Origin of the sequence: Amycolatopsis nivea, from assembly GCF_004522235.1 — a bacterium.
GTDB lineage: Bacteria > Actinomycetota > Actinomycetes > Mycobacteriales > Pseudonocardiaceae > Amycolatopsis > Amycolatopsis nivea.
This window is the reverse complement of record NZ_SDLT01000050.1, coordinates 1-21,176: the sequence shown is the minus strand read 5'-3', so window position 1 is coordinate 21,176 and position 21,176 is coordinate 1. Positions and strand designations below refer to the sequence as shown.

General features: G+C 68.8%; 20 protein-coding genes. 4 read left to right on the top strand and 16 right to left on the bottom strand.

Features of this window, described 5'->3' with window-relative positions; all coding sequences use genetic code 11:
• Nucleotides 1–46: 46 nt before the first annotated feature.
• The 11 genes from EIZ44_RS38935 to EIZ44_RS38885 form a co-directional block, all read right to left on the bottom strand.
• The gene (locus tag EIZ44_RS38935; RefSeq protein WP_240691536.1) at nt 47–844 is read right to left on the bottom strand and encodes an ESX secretion-associated protein EspG; all 798 of its coding nucleotides are present in this window, start codon (nt 842–844) and stop codon (nt 47–49) included.
• Between the two features lie 11 nt (nt 845–855).
• Nucleotides 856–2,217 (bottom strand): hypothetical protein, encoded by a 1,362-nt coding sequence (locus EIZ44_RS38930; protein WP_037809081.1) that lies wholly within the window; start codon nt 2,215–2,217, stop codon nt 856–858.
• 42 nt (nt 2,218–2,259) lie between these two features.
• Nucleotides 2,260–2,874 (bottom strand): DUF3558 domain-containing protein, encoded by a 615-nt coding sequence (locus EIZ44_RS38925; protein ID WP_134734000.1) that lies wholly within the window; start codon nt 2,872–2,874, stop codon nt 2,260–2,262.
• 7 nt (nt 2,875–2,881) lie between these two features.
• Nucleotides 2,882–3,244 (bottom strand): hypothetical protein, encoded by a 363-nt coding sequence (locus EIZ44_RS38920; protein WP_240691535.1) that lies wholly within the window; start codon nt 3,242–3,244, stop codon nt 2,882–2,884.
• Nucleotides 3,245–3,500: 256 nt separating this feature from the next.
• Nucleotides 3,501–3,965: a 50S ribosomal protein L9 gene (gene rplI / locus EIZ44_RS38915; protein ID WP_009085244.1), complete on the bottom strand. Its 465-nt coding sequence runs from the start codon at nt 3,963–3,965 to the stop codon at nt 3,501–3,503.
• 14 nt (nt 3,966–3,979) lie between these two features.
• Nucleotides 3,980–4,228: a 30S ribosomal protein S18 gene (gene rpsR, locus EIZ44_RS38910; RefSeq protein ID WP_009085242.1), complete on the bottom strand. Its 249-nt coding sequence runs from the start codon at nt 4,226–4,228 to the stop codon at nt 3,980–3,982.
• A 34-nt stretch (nt 4,229–4,262) separates the two neighbouring features.
• Nucleotides 4,263–4,793, bottom strand: a complete 531-nt coding sequence (locus EIZ44_RS38905) for a single-stranded DNA-binding protein (RefSeq protein WP_037809077.1) — start codon at nt 4,791–4,793, stop codon at nt 4,263–4,265.
• Nucleotides 4,794–4,822: 29 nt separating this feature from the next.
• Complete coding sequence (rpsF, locus tag EIZ44_RS38900) at nt 4,823–5,146, bottom strand: 30S ribosomal protein S6 (protein ID WP_093572314.1); 324 nt, start codon at nt 5,144–5,146, stop codon at nt 4,823–4,825.
• A gap of 101 nt (nt 5,147–5,247) precedes the next feature.
• A complete protein-coding gene (locus EIZ44_RS38895) occupies nt 5,248–6,168 on the bottom strand; it encodes a hypothetical protein (RefSeq protein ID WP_134733999.1) in 921 nt (306 codons plus the stop codon).
• 79 nt (nt 6,169–6,247) lie between these two features.
• A complete protein-coding gene (locus EIZ44_RS38890) occupies nt 6,248–7,141 on the bottom strand; it encodes a hypothetical protein (RefSeq protein WP_134734021.1) in 894 nt (297 codons plus the stop codon).
• Nucleotides 7,142–7,307: 166 nt separating this feature from the next.
• Nucleotides 7,308–8,135, bottom strand: a complete 828-nt coding sequence (locus EIZ44_RS38885; protein WP_037809071.1) for a hypothetical protein — start codon at nt 8,133–8,135, stop codon at nt 7,308–7,310.
• A gap of 103 nt (nt 8,136–8,238) precedes the next feature.
• On the opposite strand from EIZ44_RS38885, the gene EIZ44_RS38880 reads away from it, so the two are divergent.
• A complete protein-coding gene (locus tag EIZ44_RS38880; protein ID WP_037809070.1) occupies nt 8,239–9,012 on the top strand; it encodes a deoxyribonuclease IV in 774 nt (257 codons plus the stop codon).
• Nucleotides 9,013–9,070: 58 nt separating this feature from the next.
• Here EIZ44_RS38880 and EIZ44_RS38875 read toward each other — a convergent pair whose 3' ends face one another.
• Together EIZ44_RS38875 and EIZ44_RS38870 are read right to left on the bottom strand one after the other, a co-directional pair.
• Nucleotides 9,071–10,636 carry a glycosyltransferase family 87 protein gene (locus EIZ44_RS38875; RefSeq protein ID WP_134733998.1) on the bottom strand — a complete coding sequence of 522 codons (1,566 nt, stop codon included), beginning with the start codon at nt 10,634–10,636 and terminating at the stop codon, nt 9,071–9,073.
• A 35-nt stretch (nt 10,637–10,671) separates the two neighbouring features.
• Nucleotides 10,672–11,739 carry an ROK family transcriptional regulator gene (locus EIZ44_RS38870; protein WP_134733997.1) on the bottom strand — a complete coding sequence of 356 codons (1,068 nt, stop codon included), beginning with the start codon at nt 11,737–11,739 and terminating at the stop codon, nt 10,672–10,674.
• 57 nt (nt 11,740–11,796) lie between these two features.
• Here EIZ44_RS38870 and EIZ44_RS38865 point away from each other — a divergent pair, with 57 nt between their 5' ends.
• Nucleotides 11,797–12,855, top strand: coding sequence for a Gfo/Idh/MocA family oxidoreductase (locus EIZ44_RS38865; protein WP_134733996.1), 1,059 nt, complete (start codon nt 11,797–11,799; stop codon nt 12,853–12,855).
• Between the two features lie 65 nt (nt 12,856–12,920).
• On the opposite strand, the gene EIZ44_RS38860 is transcribed toward EIZ44_RS38865, so the two are convergent.
• From EIZ44_RS38860 to EIZ44_RS38845, 3 genes are all read right to left on the bottom strand, one after another.
• Complete coding sequence (locus EIZ44_RS38860) at nt 12,921–15,251, bottom strand: transglycosylase domain-containing protein (protein ID WP_205673447.1); 2,331 nt, start codon at nt 15,249–15,251, stop codon at nt 12,921–12,923.
• A gap of 536 nt (nt 15,252–15,787) precedes the next feature.
• Nucleotides 15,788–18,694 (bottom strand): transglycosylase domain-containing protein, encoded by a 2,907-nt coding sequence (locus EIZ44_RS38850; RefSeq protein ID WP_240691533.1) that lies wholly within the window; start codon nt 18,692–18,694, stop codon nt 15,788–15,790.
• Between the two features lie 70 nt (nt 18,695–18,764).
• On the bottom strand, nt 18,765–19,166 hold the full coding sequence (locus tag EIZ44_RS38845; RefSeq protein ID WP_043831456.1) for a DUF5318 domain-containing protein: 402 nt from the start codon (nt 19,164–19,166) through the stop codon (nt 18,765–18,767).
• A 244-nt stretch (nt 19,167–19,410) separates the two neighbouring features.
• Between EIZ44_RS38845 and EIZ44_RS38840 the strand changes: the two genes are divergently transcribed.
• Together EIZ44_RS38840 and EIZ44_RS38835 are read left to right on the top strand one after the other, a co-directional pair.
• Nucleotides 19,411–19,968, top strand: coding sequence for a PadR family transcriptional regulator (locus EIZ44_RS38840; protein ID WP_037716279.1), 558 nt, complete (start codon nt 19,411–19,413; stop codon nt 19,966–19,968).
• Between the two features lie 66 nt (nt 19,969–20,034).
• Nucleotides 20,035–21,123 carry an inositol-3-phosphate synthase gene (locus tag EIZ44_RS38835; protein ID WP_037809059.1) on the top strand — a complete coding sequence of 363 codons (1,089 nt, stop codon included), beginning with the start codon at nt 20,035–20,037 and terminating at the stop codon, nt 21,121–21,123.
• Nucleotides 21,124–21,176: the final 53 nt, after the last annotated feature.

Sequence of the window (21,176 nt, the reverse complement as noted above, 5' to 3'; positions counted from 1 at the left end):
GCACGGTGCCGCGCCGGAAACCCCACCCGGAGTAACGCTCGGGTGCTCAGCCCAAGGCGCTTTGGGCCTGGCGGAGCCGTTCGGAGACGGTCTGCCTGGACCACGGCGTGTACACCACGATGGATTCGCGGCCCGGCCGCTCCTCCATCAGCCAGCGCCCTTCGTCGATGTCCACGAAGTTGATCGGCTTGGGGATTCGCTTGCGTGCGCCGTTTGCCGTCCGGGCAGCGACGTACAACGTGCCGTTGCCGGTCCGCGGCGCCTGCATGATCCGCTGAATCTCCTTCAGCGGCGATGCTTGGTGCTTCCGGCCCTGGTCGCCGACCATGATCGAACTCCGCGGTTCGCCGGAGTCATTGGCTCGCCCGGTCTCGAATTCCTTGCGGTCGACGAGCAGGGCTTGCCCAGGAGGCGTTCGGGCGGCCGGAACGATGTCCAGGAAGGTCTCGAGGAGCAGTTCCGGCCGTTGCCGGGTGACAGCGAGCGTCGGCTGGCGGCCGACCCGGACCAGGCCGAATCCGCCGCCGTTGCCGCTGCCCACCAGCGCGGAGAAGTTGGCCGGGCTGCCGTCTTCGAACTGACCGTCAAACCAGCCGTAGTACTCCAAATGCGGCCGCGAGATGGAGTCGATCAACGCGAGCAGGTCGCGGTCGATCCCCCGCGGTCCCATCAAGCCTGCCTGCTGCAGGCCCGCATTGACCTGCTCGTCCAGCTTGCGCTGGTCCTCGGGCACATAGAACGCGGCTGTCTCGCCGATGACCTTGTGCGGCTCCGCGCCCCGCCGCCGGATCAGGTTGCACAGCGTGTAGGCGGTGAAGGTCACGGGCCGGTCGAGGGTGATCACGTCGCCAAGCCTCATTCACCGATGACCGGCGGAACGGTCATCTGGTCGGAACCGAAGATGTCGTTGCCGTCCTCTTCCAGCAGGTACTTGGTTTGGTGCTCCTCGTCCTCCTGGCCCTTGCCGCCCTTGGCTCCGCCGCCCATGCCGCCCATGCCTGCCGCACCGGCCTTGCCCGCTGCGCCGGCGCCACGCATGCCGCCCATGGCGCCTGCGCCGCCAGCGCCTGCACCGGCGCCGCCTGCCGCCGCACCGGAACCGCTGCCGCCGGGCCCGAAGCCCGCGCCGCCGAATCCGCCGGGTCCGAAAGCGCCACCGGCACCGCTGCCGCCCCCGCTTCCACCGCCGTACCCGCTGCCGCCGCCGGTCGGGCCGAAGGTGCTCGGGTCGAACTTCGCCGGGTCAGTCGTCGGCGGCGTCCAGCCCGAGGTCGTCGTGCCATCGCCAGGCGGGGTGAATTGGCCGGGCCCGCCGGGACCGCCCGGCGGGGTGAACTTCGGCGGATCAACCTTCGGCGGCTTGTAGTTGCCGCCGCCACCGCCCGGCGGGGTGAACTTCGGCGGGTTCGTTTTCGGCGGGGTGAAGCCGCCGCCGCCGACACCGCCCGGCCCGCCGCTGAATCCGCCGCTGCCGCCGGGACCGGTGCCCGGACCGCCGCCGTACTTGCCGGGGTCGGTGCTGCCGTCGGAAATGTTGTTGCCCTGCCACACGTTGTACTGCGGCATCCCGCCGGCGTTCTGGGAACTCGAGCCGTAGTACGCGGTGTAGGCCTGGACGTTCGTCTGGCTGTTCTGGTTGTACTTGTCGATCTCGTCGTCTTTGTCGCTGAACGGCTGGTGGTCGTACCACTTCATTTCGGGCGGGTCTTTGGGCAGTTCCTGGACCTTGCCGTGCACGTCGTGGAACGCGTCGACCTGGTTGGTCATGAAGGTCTGGCTCTTGCCAAGATTGTTGGCGGAGTCGTCGTGCCAGATCTTCAGCGCATTCGCGCCCGACTGGGCCGCGCCCGCGCTGTTGCCCTGCCAAGCGCTGCTCATCTTGTTGTTCAGTGCATCGATCTGCTGAGAGCGAGCGGAGTGCCGCTGCTTGAGCGTGTCGGCTGCGCTCCTGCCCCCGTCGAGCGAACTGGTGTTGCCTTTGCTGATCTTGTCGTAGATCGTGTACGCGTCGATTGACCCGCCACCGACGTTCGCTTGGGCATGTTCGGCGTGCGGTCCGCCGCTGAAGATGCTGGTTGCCGCACCGACCAGGCCGCCAACCACGCCTCCGACGACTGCTCCCTCAGGCCCGAGCACGGCGCCGTAGGTGGCTCCGATGGCCGCACCCTTGGCAGTGTTCTTCAGCGTGTTGCCTGTGCTGTTGTCCTCATTCCCCATAATGAGAATCTTCCTTCCGGGCCTGCTACAGCCGTGTAGCGATCAAGACTCTGTCTTGAGGTGGTTGATCATCGCGGTGCCGATCTTGGTCAGCGGCTCGCACGGGTTGTCGTGGTTCTTGCCCTTGTTAATTCCATCGACGATGGCGACGGTGAGCTGATCGGTGACGCCGACGACAAGCGCGCACGCGCCAGACTTGCGCGAGTCTTGCGCAGAAGCGAAAACTGCGGGGTAACCAGCGATCTGGGTCGGCTCGAAGTACGCCTGGCTCGACTTCATCGAGTAGGTGTCGGCTAGGCCGTTCTTGTTTTGCGGGAGCGGCGAGATGACGATCCCGTTCGAGCTGAGCTCCGGATCCGAAGATTGCCAGTCGCACCCGCGCGGCGTGTTGTCGTTGGCCTTCCCGGGCGAGGCGAGGCCGAGCGCTTGGACGTCGCTGTCGCTGAGAGCCGAGCACGGATCGGCGAGCAGCTTCTCAGTCGGAAGCGGTGCCGGGACTTTCGGTACGCCGTTGCTCGACGAGTTGTCGGAACTCGTCGAGCCGGGGGTACCGGACGCGGGAGGTTCAGCAGTGCCGCCGGTCCCGCCGCTGCAGGCAGTCAGCAAGCTGAGGGCGACGACAGTGCCGGCGGCGAGCCGCGCGATGTGTTTTGGCATGTGGTGATCAGAGCCCACTCTGTGTCTGCTTCTTCATGTCTTCGGCATTGTGCAGCTCGGCAACGGTGATCTTCTTCTTCGCCGCAGTGAGCGCGTCGATGAAGTTCAGGGTGTACTTGACCATTTTCTCGTGCTCGTCCAAGAGGCTCTTCCCCGAAGGGTTGGCACCCTGGTTGACGAAGGTGTGGCTGGCCACTTCGTCAGCAGGCGGGTTCACCTCCGCGACGGTGATGGCGTAGCTGCGGTCCTTGGTCAGGTCGGTGAGCAGGTCCTGCCACTGCTTGATGACTGAGTCGACCTCGTCCTCGGTGAACTTGTAGCCGCCGGCCTTGCCGTAGCTGCCCACCATGATCGGCGGGACTGGGGGCACCTGAACCCCCGTGTTCGCGCCGGATGCGGGAGTTCCTTCAGGCATCTCGCTAGCCCCCTTATAACCCATGCCTCGCTCTTCCCCGGCGAGATCAGCATCTTGGATGTTAACGCACGCGAGTTGGTTCCCGCTCGCTGTTGGCAAGTTCGCCGGAGGGCTTCTGAGCTGGGGACCTGCGGTGGTTTCGCGGCCACCGGGGTGGAAAACGAAACCGCCCCCGGGAGGATCTCCCAGGGGCGGTTTCACAGAAAAGCCGTCAGTTCGCGGCCACAGCCTTGACCTCGAGGCGGAGGTCCACCTTGACGTTCGGGTGCAGGCGGGCGTTGACCGAGTGCTTGCCGACCGTCTTGATGTGGTCGCGCAGGTCGAGGACGCGCTTGTCGAGCAGCGGGCCGCCCTGGGCCTTGATCGCGTCGACGATCTCGCCGGCGGTGATCGAGCCGAAGAGCTTCTTCGAGCCAGCCGCGGCCTTGCCGGTCAGCTGGATCGCGCCGAGGCCCTCGAGGGTCGCCTTGATTTCCTTGGCGTGGTCGAGGTCGCGGATGCGGCGGGATTCCTGTGCGCGCTGGATCGTGCGCACGTTCTTCTCCGCGCCCTTGCTGGCCACGATCGCGTAACCGCGCGGCAGCAGGTAGTTGCGGGCGTAGCCGTCCTTGACCTCGACGATGTCGCCGGGGCCGCCAAGGTTCGCCACGTCCGTGGTGAGAATGATCTTCGCCATGACTAGTGCTCCCCTCAGCGCGCGGTGGACGTGTAGGGCAGCAGAGCCATCTCGCGCGAGTTCTTCACCGCGATGGCGATGTCGCGCTGGTGCTGGCTGCAGTTGCCGGTGACGCGACGGGCACGGATCTTGCCGCGGTCGGAAATGTACTTCCGCAGCAGGTTGGTGTCCTTGTAGTCGATCGTTTCCGGGCGGCCCTTCTTCTCGGCCTTGCAGAACACGCAGACCTTCTTCTTGGGCTTGCGAATGGGTGGCTTGGCCACTGTTGTACTCCTGGAATTCTAGAAAGAGATGAGATCAGAACGGGGGTTCGTCGGAGAAGCCTCCGCCGCCACCGCCCGCGGGCGGGGCCGAGCCCCACGGGTCGTCGGCGGGCGCGCTGTTGCCGCCGCCGCCGCGATTGCCGCCGCCTCCGTTGAAGCCGCCGCCTCCGCCGCCGAAGTCACCGCCGCCGCCGCCACCGCGGCTGACCTTGTTGACCTTCGCCGTCGCGTAGCGCAGCGAGGGGCCGATCTCGTCGACCTCGAGCTCTACGACGGTGCGCTTCTCGCCTTCCTTGGTCTCGAAAGACCGCTGCTTCAGCCGCCCCTGCACCACCACGCGGGCGCCCCGCGTGAGCGACTCGGCGACGTTCTCCGCCGCCTGCCGCCAGATGTTGCAGCGCAGGAACAGCGCCTCGCCGTCCTTCCACTCGCCGCTCTGGCGGTCGAGGGTGCGCGGGGTGGACGCGACGGTGAAGTTCGCGACCGCCGCACCGGACGGGGTGAAGCGCAGCTCCGGGTCGGACGTCAGGTTCCCGACCACGGTGATGACGGTGTCTCCAGCCACGGATGGCGTCCCTTCGGATCGGGCTCGGATCAGGCCTTGGCGGGCGCGGGCTTGGCCGCGGCCTTGACCTCGCGGCGCATGACCTTGGTGCGCAGCACGGTTTCCTGCAGCGACAGCTGGCGGTCCAGTTCCTTGACGGCCTCGGCCGTCGAGTTCAGGTCCAGCAGCGCGTAGATGCCCTCGGCGTTCTTCTTGATCTCGTACGCCAAGCGACGGCGGCCCCACACGTCGACCTTCTCGACGCTTCCGCCCGAAGTGCGGATCACGTTGAGGAAGTTGTCCAGCGTGGGCGCGACCGTACGCTCGTCGAGCGTCGGGTCCAGGATGACCATTACCTCGTAATGGCGTGACATAACCACTCACCTCCTATGGGCTCGCGGTCACGGCGGATCCGTGACAGGAGGGTTTGTCCAGGTAAGCGTACCCGGCGGGTCCGACAGTCCGGTGCGGCGGGTCAGCTGACGCGGCGCAGCACCCAGGTGCGGACGAGCCCGGCGGTGACGCCGGCCAGCACGATCACCGCGAGCAGCATCGGCAGCTGGACGTCCGAGGCACCGCCCTGGCTCGCCAGCGCCTCGGCGTTGCCCGCGTTGCGGATGTCCGGGCCCTGCTGGCCCTGCGGGTCCTGTCCGGCCGACGGCTGCTGCGGCAGCGCGCCCGAACCGGGCAGCGAGCCGTACCGCGCGCCGGGCGCGATCGCGGTGCCCAGCACGCCTGGGTTGCCCGGGGTCGCGGTCGGGATGTTGCCGTAGTCGCGCGGCGGGGCGATCCCGGTCGAGCCTGGCTGGTAGTCGCCGAGCGGGTTGCCGCCGCCGTTCTGCGCGGGCGCGTTGCCGTTCGACTGGGTGCCGCCGTTCGACGGCGAGCTCGAGGACGACGGCGCCTGGTAGTTGTTCGCCACCGTGGTGAGCCCGCACGCGGACGCGACGCCGCTGCGGATCCCGTTCAGCACCTTGGTCTTGGTGTCCGGCAGCACGCCGAGACCCCACTCGTCCTTCAGCGCGTTCGAGACGACCTGGCCGATGGCGTCGCCGCTGATCGTGCCGCCCGCGGAGTTCGGGATCGCGCCGACCTGCAGGTTGCCCTTGTTCGCGATGGCGTTCGCCAGCGAATCCGGCCACACGGTGAGCAGCCGCCAGAAGTTGACCTGGTCCTTCGCCGACTGGCGGACGATCTCCTTGACCGCCGAACCGGGCACGACGACCGCATCGCCCATGCCGCCGGTGACCGAGCCCTTGCACTGGTTCGCGAGCGTGGTCGCCGCGGACGCGGTGCCGGTGCCCAGGAACGCGCCGCCGGTGAAGAGGGCGGCGAGGGCGGTGACGGTGAGTGCTCGACGGGTTCGCTTCCAGGTGGGGATTTTCCGCACGAGCACTATCCTCCGGGGTCCGCGGGCATGGTTCGTCGCATCAGGAACAACGAATGGACTCCGGTAAAGATACTGGTGAGTTGGCCTAACCTGCAGCGGCCATTCGGCGGAGCACCCAGGTGCGGACCAGGCCAGCGCTGACTCCGGAGAGTGCCAAAACTGCCACCAGAACTGGCCAGTCCAACCCGTTCGTGTGGTTGCCGCCGGTGCCCGGCAATGCCTGGGCGTTACCCGCGTTCTGGATGGTGCGGTCGCCGCCGTTCGAGCCGTCCGGGTTGGAAATGCCGTATTGCGGCGCGTAACCCGGGATTTGGCTGCCGTAGCGCAGCGACGGCGACGGGCTGAACAATCCGGCCATCGCCATCGGGATGCCGCTGTAATCGCGCATTGGCGCGTATCCGGTGTTGTAGCCGTACGACAAATCGCTGAAGTTCGGCAGGAAGGCCGAGAACGGCGCGGCCCCGCCGCCCGCGCCGCCGTAATCGCCGAGTACGGGGCTGGTCGAGCCCGGCATCTGGGACTGCTGGCCCGGCGATCCGCCCTGCTGCGGGCTGCCGCTGTTTCCGCCGGACGACGGCGGTTGCTGCGGGTTCGGGCCCGGGTTCTGCTTGCCCGGCTGGCCGCCGGTGAGGCCCTGGCTGACGGCGGCGACGCCCTGCTGCACCGCGGCGGTGCCGCCCGCGACCGCGCCGTTGACCGCGCTCGCGGCGGGCGCGCCGACCACCGGGACCGGCGAGACGACGGTGTTGACCACGTTCACCGTGACCTTGCAGAGAGCGTTGACGGTGCTGGTGAGCACGCCCGAGACCTGGCCGACGATGCCGAGGTCGAGCGGGAGCCCGAGAAGGGTGCCCTGGACGTGGTCGCCGGGTTTGGCGGTGATGGTGGAACCGCACGGGGTGGTCAGAGTGTCCGCCGACGCGGTTCCTGGTGCGGCGAGCGCGGCCGAGCCGGCCAGGACGAAAGCGGCGGCGCCCACCGCGGTGGCCCTCCGTGCCCGGTGCTGCTGCATGGCCGTCGACCCTTTCGCCGCGTCCGTTGTACCTGCCTTGCTGTGGACAACGACGGTAACGAAGACGAGTAACGCCCGCCTCCCCTCCGAGGTCAGGCATTCGGGTGGAAGCGGGCGCTACTCAGGGTAAGAGTCAGGCGGGCTTGCGCCGCAGCCACGCGCGCACCAGCGCGGCGGCCACCAGCGCGAGCGCGAGCACCGCGATCAGCAGCGGCAGCCGGGCGGGCGGATTGGCCGCGGGCAGCGCCTCGGCGGTGCCGGACTTCTTCGCGTCGACGGTCGGCACCTGGTCCTGCGGCAGCTGGCCGGGCACGACCTGGGTGACGATCGGGGCCTGCACGAAACTCGCCGGGAGCATCGCGGCCCCGGTGAAGATGCCGGACACCGAGTCGAGGCCGGACAGGTCGCCGCTGACCGACGTCACCGGGCCGAGCGTGTCGCCGCCGGGGACGGGCTGGCCAGGGCCGCCGGGGCCGGGAGCCGGGGACGGCGGGTTCGGCGTGGGGTTCGGCGGCTTGGGGCTCGGCGGCGGGCTGGGAAGCGGGGTTCCCGGAAGTCCGCCGACCAGTCCCTGGGTCGCGTTGCCGACGCCGTTCCCCGCGGCCTGCACGAACGGGCAGGTGTCCTTCGCGGCCGTCTCGCCAACGACGGGCGCCTCGCCGACACCCAGCGCGCGCACGGTGTCGCCGACCGGGAGGTTGAGCAACGTGTTGTTGCCGTCGGTCTGCTTCGCCTTCGAATCGAGGCCGACCGTCAGCCGGTTCGGCGCGTTGAGCGGGGCGCCCGCGTCGAGCGCGAGGCCGGTGCCGTCCTTGCCGTTCTGCAGGGTGGATTCGCAGTCGCCGGTCACCGTCGGGCTCGGGTCCGCGGACGCGGTGGCGGGAAAGGCCAGGACCGCCGACAGCAGCGGCGCCGCGAGCGCGACTCCCAGCGAAATCGTCCGTCCAGCGCGTTTCCGCATGTCTTTCCTCCCCCGACTGGATCACGGAACGCGCTCACGGTACTCCACGAGCGTCACCAACTCGGGCCGAAGGGGGAGATTCGCCCGGTAGTAGCGTCAGGGCATGCAGATTGGCGCCCATGTCCGCGACGACGATCCGCTGGCCGCCGTCGCCGAGCGAGAAGCCGACGTCGTCCAGTTCTTCCTCTCCGACCCGCAGGGGTGGAAGGCACCGAAACCGCATCCGCACGGCGAGGAGATCAAGGCCTCCCCGGTCGAGGTGTTCATCCACGCGCCGTACCTGATCAACGTCGCGTCCAAAAACAACCGGATCCGCATCCCGTCCCGCAAGAACGTCACCCAGCACGCCGACGGGGCCGCCGCGATCGGCGCGAAGGGCCTGATCGTGCACGGTGGGCACGTCGGCGCGGGCGACGACGTCGAGGAGGGCTTGGTCAACTGGCGCAAGCTCTTCGAGCGCGAAGCGGAAAAGGGCGGCTTCGCGGTGCCGATCCTGATCGAGAACACCGCGGGCGGCGACAACGCGATGACCCGCGAACTCGACGTGATCGCCCGGCTGTGGGACAAGGTCGGCGAGTTCGGCGCGGGCTTCTGCCTCGACACCTGCCACGCCTACGCGGCCGGCTGGGATCTCGCGACCGCGGTGGAGAAGGTCAAGGCCATCACCGGCCGGATCGACCTGGTGCACTGCAACAACTCGCGCGACGAGCACGGTTCCAACCGCGACCGGCACGCGTCGGTGGTCGACGGCGACGGCACGATCGAACCGGAGCTGCTCGCCGAGGTCGTGCGCCAGGCGGGTGCGCCGGTGGTCGTCGAAACGCCGGGCGAAGGCCAGGCCGCCGACATCGCGTACCTGCGCAAACAACTCGCCTGAGCGGCCGTGAAGGACTCCTTGAGGGAATCAGGTTCCCGGGAGGAGTCCTTCACGGACTTCAGGAGACGGGTTGCTCGGTGCGGGAGCGGCGGAAGGACGCGAAGGTGACCTTGTCGCGGGCCCGTTCCAGGACGCCGCCCGCCGGGTCGTCGTCGCCGGAGAGCCGGACCAGGTCGGTGCGCGGCCGGTAGATCTCGCGGAGCACCAGCACGCACAGCCCGACGACGGCGAGGTCGCGGATGACCACGCCGCCGAGGAACCAGCCCGCGGGCAGTCCTTTGTGGTCGACGCCGAGGTAATAGAACATCCGGGGCGCCCACACCGCCGCGTCGATGACCATCCAGGCCAGCAGCGGACGCCAGCGCGGGATCGCCAGCACCGCCAGCGGGACGAGCCACAGCGAGTACTGCGGGCTCCACACCTTGTTCGTCAGCAGGAACGCCGCCACGACAAGGAAAGCCAGCTGTCCGAACCGCGGCCGGCGCGGCGCGGTGAGCGCGACGTACGCGATTCCCGCGCAGCAAGCCAGGAACAGTACCGCGACCACGATGTTCAGCACGGTCGGCGACTGTCCTTTTTGGAGCACGCCGTCGAAGCCCGCCCAGCCGGTGGCGTAGGAGACCACGTTGTAGAGCGAATCCGGGTCCATCGGGCGCAACGTGTTGAGCCGGAAGAACTCCCACCAGCCGCGCGGCGCGGCCACGATGAACGGGACGTTCACCACCAGCCAGGCCAGCACGGTGAACGCCGCGGTCCGGCTCCACGCGCGCAGTTTCCCGGCGCGCAGGCACAACAGGAACAGTACGCCGAGCAGCAGCAGCGGATACAGCTTGGTGGCGACGCCGAGTCCGAACAGGACTCCGGCGACCTCCGGGCGTTTTCGCGACCACGCCAGGATCCCGGCGGCGGTGGCCGCGGTGGCGAGCGCGTCGAAGTTCGTGAAGGTATGGACCAGTACCAGCGGTGAGATCGCGACGAGCACCGCGTCCCACGGCCTGCGTTTCGTCGTCCGCCCGGTGGCCCACACGGTGACCAGCCAGGCGAGCGCGAGCCAGAACGCGGAGATGTTGAAGTAGATCGCCACCGGCAGCGCGCCGGGCAGCCAGCCCGCGTTCGCGACCGAGGTCCAGCCCGCCGCGAGTTTCGCGTTGATCCACTGGAACAGGCCGGTGACCACCGGGTATTCCATGTACCGGGTCTGGTTCTCCGCGGTTTGCGAATCCTCCTGCCACGACGTGACGTAGGGGAAGGTGCGCGCGTCGTCGAGCTTTTCCGAGCTGTAGAGCGGGACGATGTCGGAGTAGCACATCGCGACGAACGGACGGCCGGAGCGCCAGTCGAGCTGGTGCACGCCGTTGGAGTCGCTGTACTGCTGGATGCACGAGGCTTTGCCGAACCAGCACACCACGAGCGCGAGCACGGCCATCGCGAGCCCGACGCGCTGCGGCGACCAGAACCACTGCCTGCCGACCGCCGCGTGCTCGCCGAGCGGACCGCCGACGGGTCTCGTCGCCGCGGCCACCAGCGGGTCGTGCCGGCTGGGGGCGATCCGCTCCGCCGGGGTCAGCGTGCGGGGAGCCGAATCCGGCTCTTCGGCGGCGGCGGGCTGGGAGACGCGGGACACGTCGGGATGCTATCGGTCCGCGGGTGGGGTGCCGGTCATTTCGGATCCTCGTAAAACCCGGCAAGCACCTCGAAAGCGGCGCCGAGGGCTACCGCCTCCTCGTCGAGGTCGCTCAATTCGACGTCGATGCGCTGCCAGTACGGCACCGGCAGCAGGTCGCGCAGCTGTTGCGAGACCGTTTCGCGGTAGACCTCGGGCGCGCCGCGGACCGTCCGTCCGAACAGGACGATCCGTTCCAAATCGAGCACCTGCACCAGGTCGGCGAGCCCGATGCCGAGCAGCCGGGCGGCGTCGTGCGGGGTGCCGGCGGCGCGGTGCATGACCTCGACGCAGCCGCGACGTCCGCAGGCGCAGCGCGGTCCGGCGTAGGCGATGGTGGTGTGGCCGAACTCACCAGCGTTGGTGCGCGGTCCCCGATAGACGCGTCCGTCGATCAGCAGGCCCACCCCGATTCCGGTGCCGACCAGGACCACCGCGGTCGCGGCCGAGGTTTCCTCCGGCCAAGCATGGGCGAAGGCGGCGGAGTTGGTGTTTTTGTCCAGCGTGACCTGCAGACCGGTGCGTTCGGCGAGCAGATCGCGCAGCGGAACGTCGTGCCAGCCGGGCATGTTGGTGGCGTCGCGGACGCGGCCCGCGTGGTGGTCGAGCGGTCCCACCGCGCCGACGCCGAGCCCGAGCACGCGCGCCGGATCGACGTCGGTGACCAGTTTGCGCACGCCGTCGGCGATCGCGGTCACCGCGGCTTCCGGGCCGAAGCCGATCGGCAGCGGGCCCTCCACGATCTCCTCGACCTCGCCGGTCAGGCCGGTGCGCAGCACGAGAAAGCCGTCGCGGTCGAGTTGTGCGCCGAGCGCGCAGCGGGCTTCCGCGCGCAGCCGCAGCATCGTGCGCGGTTTGCCGACCCCGGCCGCGGGCGCGCGTTCGACGTCCAGCAGCCTTTCCGGAAGCAGGTCGGACACGATTTTCGATACGGCCTGCTGGGTCAGCCCGGACCGCTGCGCCAGTTCGACCCGGCTCAGCCCGCCCGCGCGCAGGATGTGCCCGAGCAGCAGCGCGCGGTTGTGGCGTCGCAGCCCGCGCAGGTTGACGCCGGTTTCCGCCATCGGCCGATCATCGCGGACGGGTGGCCTATTACGCAACAGTGTTGTTTAATAGGGGCCATGGCTGATGACGCGCGGGTCGGCATCCTCGGATACGGGATCGGCGGCCGGGTTTTCCACGCGCCGCTGGTCGCGGCGACCCCCGGCCTGGTCCCGGCCGTGCTGGTGACCGGGAACTCGGACCGGGCCGCCCAGGCGCGCGCCGACTACCCGGGCGCCGAGGTGGTCCCGGACGCGGACGAACTTTTCGCCCGCGCGGGTGATCTCGACCTGGTCGTGGTGACCACGCCGAACCGCACGCACGTGCCGCTCGCCCTCCGCGCGATCGAGGCCGGGCTTCCGGTGGTCGTGGACAAGCCGTTCGCGCCGACCGCGGCGGAAGGACAGCAGGTCGTCGACGCGGCGAAAGCCAAGAACGTCGGTCTCACGGTCTTCCAGAACCGCCGCTGGGATTCGGATTTCCGGACCGTCGGCAAGGTGCTCGAATCCGGTCGCCTCGGCACCGTCTTCCGCTTCGAATCCCGCTACGACCGCTGGGTGCCGAAGATCAAGGACAACTGGCGCGAGTTCGGCGACCCGGCCGAGGCGGGCGGTCTGCTGTACGACCTCGGCGCGCACATCGTCGACCAGGCGCTGCAGTTGTTCGGGCCGGTCGCCCAGGTGTACGCGGAGGTGGATCGCCGCCGCCCCGGCGTCCAGGTGGACGACGACGTGTTCGTGGCTCTGCATCACGCGAACGGCGTGCGGTCGCACCTGTGGTCGTCCGCGCTCGCCGGCACTCGCAACCCGCGTTTCCGCGTGCTCGGCGATCAGGCGACGTTCACCAAGTACGGCCTCGACGTCCAGGAACCGCAGATCAAAGCCGGTCTCCGCCCCGGCGACGACGGCTGGGGCGTGGAGCCGGAAAGCGACGCCGGCCTGCTCGGAGTGAACGACGAAACCGAAGCGGTGCCGACCGAAACCGGTTGCTACGAAGCGTTTTACGCCCAGGTCCGGGACGCGCTGCGCGGCGAGGCGGACTTCCCGGTGGACCCGGCGAGCGCGGTCGAGACTTTGCGCGTGATCGAAGCCGCGCACCGCTCAGGCGCCGAAGGACGCGTGATCACACTCGGCGGCTGAGGCCGCCCTCCGAACGGCCGTGGCCGCGACGGCCTCCCCCCACCGTCGCGGCCACGGCCTTTTCCTTACTCCTGCGGCGGATCCTCGCCCGTCGACGGACCGCCGGTCGGCGGGTTGTGCGACGACGACGGCTTGCCCGACGGCCAGTGCGGGAGCCCGCTCGGCCAATGCGGCTGGCTGGGCCCGCCGGTGATCGGCCCGCCGTGGTCGTTGCCGTCGCCGCCCGGGTCCGGCTGGTTGCTGTTGGTCTGCTGCGGCGGATGCTCGTCGCCCGCGTTCTCGTCCCCCTGCGGCGGCGGGGCCTGCGCGCCGATCAGCTGCACCTGGTCGAACTTCTCCGCAGGCTTGCCCTTCAGGTATCCGTCGAGGAACTTCTGCCACATCGGACCCGCGATCGTCGAACCGTAGATCGGCGACGTGCCCGAACCGTGCAGCGCCTGGTCGCCGTCCGCGCCGACCCACGCCGCGACCGAGACCGACGGCGTGTAGCCGACCATCCAGGTCTGCGCGTTCGCGTTCGCCGCCCACGCCGGTTCGCCCGCTCGCTTCGTGTGCTGCTGGGTACCGGTCTTGCCCGCGCATTCGTGGCCGGACGGGCACTTCAGGTGCGAGAAGTCGATCACCGGACCCAGCGCCATGGTCACGTTGCCCGCGATCTGCTTGGCCTTGTCCGCGCTGCTGTCGAACGCCGGCTTGCCCGCACTCGGCTGCGCCTCGTAGGCGACCTCCTTCTGGGAGTTGGTCACCTTCAGCACGAAGTGCCGGTCGCGCTGGATGCCGTTGGCCGCGAACGTCGCGTACGCGCTGGCCATGTCCGCGGGCGTGATCTGGGTGTTCCCGCCGCCGAGCGCGATGTTGGCGTCCGCGGTGGAGATCAGCGACTGGCCGCCGTTGTCCTTGGTCTTGACGCCCGCTTCCTGCGCGGCCTGCCCGACCGGGCCCGGATGCGTCTCGTTCAGCACCATGTCGTAGAACACCGTGTTCGCCGACCGTTTCATCGCCTCGGCGACCGTGCACTGCCCGGAGCAACTGGAGCTGGGACCCGCGTTGCGCACGACGCGGCCGTCGAAGACCCGGTTGTTGCTGCCGTCGAACGTCGAGTTGATGCCCTTGCCCATCTTCAGGAACGCGGTGAGGTCGAACGCCTTCATCGACGAACCGGGGTTCTGCGGCGTGTTCGCCCAGTCGCGAGCGCCCTGCTTCTTCCCGTTCACCTCGATGGTCGCCGGCCCGCCGTAGTACGCGAGCACCCCGCCGGTCTTCGGATCGACCGCCACCAGCGAATCGAGCAGCCGGTCGTCGGACTGGTCCTTCAGCGCGTCGGTCGCCGTCTGGGTCGCGACCTCCTGGGCGTGCTTGTCGATGGTGGTCTGGACCGTGTAGCCGCCCGAGTAGTACTTGTCGTCGTCGATGCCGTGCTGCGCCAGTTCGGCCTTCACCTGGGTGACGACGAATTTGTAGGGCGCGTTCGCGTCGTCCTTCGATTCCTCCAGCGGGATCACGTCCGGGAACTTCGCCGACTGCCGCTGCTGCGCGGTGATGTACTTGTTCTCGAGCATCCGGTCGAGCGCGGTGTTCCAGCGGCCTTGGGCCACCTTCGGGTTCTCCGAACGGCCCGGCTGCTGGATCAGCCCGGCGAGCAGCGCCGCCTCGGAATAGTCCAGCTTGGAAACATCCTTGTGGAAGAAGGCCTGCGACGCCGCGCCGATGCCGTACGCCCCGCGCCCGAAGTAAATGATGTTCAGGTACGCGGTGATGATGTCCTGTTTCTCGTACGTCTGGTTCATCTTGAAGGACTTCGCCAGCTCGGTCCATTTACGGGTGAGCGTCGGGGCGTCGTTGTCGGTGGCCTTCTTGATGTACTGCTGCGAGATCGTGGACCCGCCGCCCGCCTTGCCGGTGAGCTGGTTGAACGCCGCGCGGAGCAGACCGGTGACGTCGAAGCCGGAGTTGGTCTCGAACGTCGAGTCCTCGGTCGCGATCACCGCGTGCTTCACCACGTCCGGGATCTGCGCCGGGGTCAGGATCTGCCGGTTGCCGCCGGGAGGCACGTCCTTGCCCATCGGGCTGCCGTCGGCGTAGAGGTAGGTCACGGCCTGGTTCTGGCCCTGCGCGATGCTCTGCGGCGAGGGCACGTCGACCATGAAGTAGGTGATCACGAAGGCGATCGCCGGGATCACGATGAAAATGCCGACGAACGCGTACGCACAGCGCCGGATGATCTTCCAGCGTCTCTTTTTGCGCTGCGCGGGCGTGCGGCCCTTCTTGTCCAGGTCTTCCGCCGGATATCCGTCGTCCGGGTCGAGCGGACCCTCGTCGCGGTACTCCGCGTCCCGGTAGCCGTCGTTGCGATAGCCCGGATCGCGGTAATCGTCCTCGATCATCCGGTGGGTCATCAGCTCCGGCTCGCGCTGCGGCGGCGGAACCGGGCGGCGTCCGGGAGGTGGCGGGCGGCGGCCGGGCGGCGGCGGAGAACCCGCCGGACCGGTCGGGCCGGCGGCGGGACGCTGCGGGCCGCGCGCCCACGGCGGCGGTCCGGGCTGGGACGGAGGTGGTTGACGCCGCGGGTCGGGATCCCGGTCGGGCCAGGAGCGGCTGCGGTCGTCGTTCACTGCGGATCCTCTTCTCGGACACGGGCAGCCTGCGGACGCAGAAGGCCCTCTGATGACCAGACGCGGCAACCCCGGTCGAGGTTCACTCTCCTGGCCGATCCCCTTCGCGGGGGAGGAGACCGTCGGTGAACCTACCGCACCCCCAGCCGGGCGGTACCGGCAAAAAGAGGCTCCTCTCCGCGGTGGAGAGGAGCCTCTTTTACTAATCCGACCAAAAGTAGGCCGACCCCGCAGCGGCACGTAACCGTTGCAGCGAAGTCATTCGGCCGTGGCTGTGGTCGGATTAGTAACGATCGGCACAGTCGGGGTTCGGGCGCGCGTCAGCCGGTGCGCCGCGGCGGTTCGCCGTTCACCACGGGACCGCCCCCGCTGCCGGGGTTGCCGCCTTCGGTGCCGCCGCCGAAGATGCCGCCCGGTTTGGTCGGGCTGGTCGTCGTCGAGGACGGCGGATGCGACGAGCTGGTCGGCGGTGCCGACGACGAGGACGTCGTGGACGGCGGCGGAGCCTGCTCGCTGGACGTCTCGCGCGGCGGCGGGGGCGCCTTGCTCGAGGTGACGACCTCGTCCGCGTCCTTGCCGATCGGCTGCACCTTGTCGAACTTCTCGCCCGGCTTGTCCTTCAGGTAGTTCGTGAGGAAGTCCTGCCAGGCCGGCCCCGCGACCGTCTTGCCGTAGATCGGTTTGCCGTTCTTGTCGTGCAGCGGCTTGTTGCCGTCGCCGCCGACCCAGACCGCGGCCGACACCGACGGCGTGTACCCGACCATCCAGGTCTGGGCGTTGCGGTCCCTGTACGAACTCGGGTCGCTGTCCTTCGGGTCGTACTGCTGGGTACCGGTCTTGCCCGCGCACTCGTGGCCGCTCGGGCACTTGAGGTGCGATTCGGCGATGACCGGGATGAGCGCGTCGGTCACGTTGCCCGCGATCTGCTTGCTCTTGTCCGCGCTGTCGTCGAACGCGGGCTTTCCCTGCCCGTTGGTGTCGTCGAAGATGACCTCGTCCTGGGAGTTGGTGAGCTTCGCGACGAAGTGCTGGTCACGGCGCAGGCCGCCGGAGGCGAACGACGAATAGCCGGCGGCCATGTCCTCCGGGGTGACCGAGGTGGCGCCACCGCCGAGGGCGATGTTGGCGTCGCTCGTGCCGAGCTTGGCCTTGCCCTTCGGGGCGGGAATCACGCCCGCCTCCTTCGCGGCTTCCGCGACCCTGGCCGGTTTCGTCCAGTTCAGCACCATGTCGTAGAACACGGTGTTCGCCGAGACCTCCATAGCCTTCTTGACCGTGCACTGCGGACCGCAGCTGGCGCTCTCGCCCGCGTTGCGGACCACGCGCCCGCCGAGTTCGCGGTTGTTGGTGCCGTCGAAGGTTTCGCCGAGCCCCTTGCCCATTTTGAGCCAGGCGGTGAGGTCGTAGGCCTTCATCGACGAGCCGGGGTTCTGCGGGGTGTTCGCCCAGTCGGTGGCGAGCACGTCCTTGCCCGCGTCGTTCTTCACCGTGGTCGGCCCGCCGTAATAGGCGAGCACGCCCCCGGTTCTCGGGTCGACGGCGACCAGCGCTCCCCGGAGGTTCTCGTCGGTCTGGCCCTCCATGTTGTCCTGGACTGCCTGCACCGCGGTCTTCTGTGCGTTCGGGTCGATCGTGGTGTAGATCTTCGCGCCGGTGGAGTACAGCTTGTCCTCGTCGTAGCCCTTGTCTTTCAGCTCGTCGAGGATGCGCTGCTGGATGAAGTAGTCCAGCGTGCCCGCGTTCTCCTTTTTCTGCGAATCGCGCGGGATCATCGTGGGAAGCTGCGCGGCCTTGCGGTCGGCGGGCGAGAGCCAGTGGTTGGCCACCATCTGGTCCATCACGTAGCTCCACCGCTTCTGGACGTACGCGGTGTCGCGGTCGCGGCTCGGGCCCTGGATCATCCCGGCGAGCAGCGCCGCCTCGGAAGCGTTGAGCTGGCTGACGTCCTTGCCGAAGTACGCCTTCGACGCGGCGGCGATGCCGTTCGAGCCGCGGCCGAAGAAGACGATGTTCAGGTAGCCGGTGATGATGTCCGATTTGGACGTCTCGTTGTTGAGCTTGAACGACTTCGCCAATTCGGTCCATTTACGCGTCAGCGTCGGGGCGTCGTTCTTGGTCGCCTGCTTGATGTACTGCTGCGAAATGGTCGAACCGCCGCCGGTGCCGCCGGTCGCCTGGTTGAAGACCGACCGCAGGATCGCCATCACGTTGAAGCCGGAGTTGGTCTCGAAGGTCGCGTCCTCGGCCGCGTACACGGCGTGCTTGACGACCTCGGGCACCTGGTTGGGCTGCAGCAGCTCGCGGTCGCCGCCCTCCGGGACTACCCGGCCCATCACCGATTTGTCGGCGTAATAGAAGGTGATCGGCTGGCTCTGCTTCGCGAGCACTTCCTGCGGCGAGGGCACGTCGACGGTGAAATAGGTGATCACGAACGCGATCGCGGGCACCACGACGAACAGGCCGAACATCGCGTACAGCACGCGCCGGACGATCTTCCACCGGCGTTTGCGGCGCTGCATCGGCGAGAGCGGGATCTTGGACTTCTTGCCGTCCTCCTCGCCTTCCGGGTCGTCCTCGAAGTCCGCGTCGTCCGAGTACTGCGCGAGACGGGTTTCCTCGTCGTACGGGTCGTAGTGGTCGTCGTCGTACCGGTCGTCGTAGGGGGCGTAGCCGTTGTGCGCGGCGTGCGTGATCAGGTCCGGTTCGCGCTCCGCTTCCGGATAGGACGGCGGAGGCGGCGGCGGGACCCGGCGGCCTTGCGGCGGCCGTCCGCCGGGCGGCGGCTGCCGGAAGCCCTGGGTGGCGTTCCCGTTGGGACCGCCGTTGGGACCGGGGCGTCCGGCGGGCGGCTGGCGACGCGGAGGCGGCGCGCCCTGTCCGTCGAGGATCTGCGACGCACGGGTGCCCGAACCGCGGTCCTGCGGGCCGGGGCCCTGGGGCGGACGGCCTTGCGGCGCGCGGTTCTGTGGCGGGCGCTGCGGACGGCGCGGTTCGTCGGCGGGCCACTGCGGACCGCCTTCGTCGCCGCTCGGCCATTCGGGACCGGCTTCGGCTCGCGGGGCGCGCGGCGGGCGCGGGCCGCCCGCGGGAGGACGGCGGGGCGGTGCGGGGCGCCGGGGCGCGTCGTCGGCTGGCCAGGCGGGACCGGGGTCCTCCTGCGGTCGCCGGGCACGGCGAGGTGCATCTGGCTCCTGGCTCGGCCAGGAGCGGTTGCGGTCGTCGTTCACGAATGGGCCTCCGAAGGCAGCACTGTCTGCACTGGCGCCGCCCCGCGTTCTGCAGCGGTTGTGGTACTCGTCACTGCCCGGCAGTCCTTCGCGGCCGGGTCGGCTGGGGCTCTCCCGTGCCGAGGACATAGGACAGGACCAGATGGTTCCAATGGCACGTCCGGCACACCTCTACGTCATAGACGGTGAACTCCCCGAAAATCCCCGACATCCGGGCGAGTTCGGCGGGGGTGCGTGCCGATCCCGAGACGTGCTTCAGCTCGTCGCCGTACACCCAGGAGACGAGGTGCAGCGGAGCCCGGCGGCACATCGGACAGGCCCGGTCCTCGGGTCTGCCGTGGAATTTCGCCGCGCGGAGCAGGTACGGGCTCGCGTCGCAGACCTCGTGGTCTCCGACGCGCCCGGAGCGGACGCCGGCCAGCAGCGCACGGCGCTGCAAGGCGTAATCCACAACCTGCCGCTGGTTTCGCACGAGGACAGAGTACGGGCTCTTGCTGTGTCCGCGGTGCCCCCTGCTTTCCCGCACCCTGGGCGACCGTTCGGACACGCCGAAAGTTAGATAACGCTCTGATCACGGATCGGCGGGCGGATGCTGGTCGCGGGTTACTTCCGCCACTTCGATGTATCGGCGCGATATAATCGGCGAGTAGGTTGGCTGAGCCGGTCCCGGTGATCAACGAGGCTGGCCGCGGCGTATTCCCGGAATGGGGTGTGGTGTGCTCGAACTCGCGATCCTCGGATTGCTGCACGAGGCGCCCATGCACGGGTACGTGCTGCGCAAACGTTTGCACGAGACGCTCGGGATGTTCCGGACGTTCTCGTACGGCTCGCTGTATCCGACCTTGCGCCGGCTGCTGCGGGCCGGTTACCTCGTCGAGGAGTTCGACGAGGCGGACGACCGGGCGTGGTCCCGGCGCGGCCGCCGCGTCTACAAGCTCACCGCCGAGGGCAAGGAACGCTTCGCCGAACTGCTCGGCGACGCGGGACCGCAGACGTGGGACGACGAGGGATTCGGCGTCCACCTGGCGTTCTTCTCGCGGACACCGGCCGACGTCAGGATGCGAATCCTGGAAGGCCGCCGCCGCCGCGTCGAGGAGCGGCGCGAAGGCTTGCGGGACGCGCTGGCCAGGGCCGAGGAGAAGATCGACCGCTACACCCGCGAGCTGCACCGGCTGGGGCTGGAGTCGAGCGAGCGGGAGGTGCGCTGGCTCAACGAGCTGATCGCGCACGAACAAGCCGAGCAGCGCGGCCCGGAGCAGCCGGGACCGAGTTGAGCGGCGGGCCGCAACGGGGCGGCAGACCTGCAGATGCAAGTGAATGAGATTGAAGGAGAAACCGGCATGGGCGAGAACCGCCGCGTTCGGGTGGCCATCGTGGGCGTCGGCAACTGCGCCTCGTCGCTGGTCCAGGGTGTGCAGTACTACCGCGACGCGGATCCCGGTGCGCGCGTCCCCGGTTTGATGCACGTCCAGTTCGGCGACTACCACGTGCGCGACATCGAGTTCGTCGCCGCGTTCGACGTCGACGCGAAGAAGGTCGGCCGGGACCTCTCGGAGGCGATCTCCGCCAGCGAGAACAACACGATCAAGATCGCCGACGTGCCGCCGCTCGGCGTCACCGTCCAGCGCGGGCACACCTTCGACGGCCTCGGCCGCTTCTACCGCGAGACCATCGAGGAGTCCGACGAGGCTCCGGTCGACATGGTCGCCGCGCTGCGCGACGCGCGGGTCGACGTGCTCGTCTCCTATCTTCCCGTCGGGTCCGAAGAGGCCGACAAGTTCTACGCGCAGGCCGCGATCGACGCGAACGTCGCGTTCGTCAACGCGCTGCCGGTGTTCATCGCCTCCGACCCGGAGTGGGCGAAGAAGTTCGAGGACGCGGGCGTCCCGATCGTCGGCGACGACATCAAGTCCCAGGTCGGCGCCACCATCACGCACCGCGTGCTGGCGAAGCTGTTCGAGGACCGCGGCGTGCAGCTCGACCGCACGATGCAGCTCAACGTGGGCGGGAACATGGACTTCCTGAACATGAAGGAGCTCGAGCGGCTCGAGTCGAAGAAGATCTCGAAGACCCAGTCGGTCACGTCGCAGGTGGACCGCGAGCTCGGCAAGGGCAATGTCCACATCGGACCGTCGGACTACGTGCAGTGGCTCGACGACCGCAAGTGGGCCTACGTCCGCCTCGAGGGCCGCGCGTTCGGCGACGTGCCGCTGAACCTGGAGTACAAGCTCGAGGTGTGGGACTCCCCCAACTCGGCGGGCATCATCATCGACGCGGTGCGCGCGGCGAAGATCGCCAAGGACCGCGGCATCGGCGGCCCGATCCTGTCCGCCTCGTCCTACTTCATGAAGTCGCCGCCGGAGCAGTACGACGACTCGACCGCCCGCGACGCGGTCGACGCCTTCATCCGCGGCGACGTGGAGCGCTGATCCCAGCCTGACCGTCCGTGAAGACATCCCTGGGTTTTGTTTGTCAAGCGGCT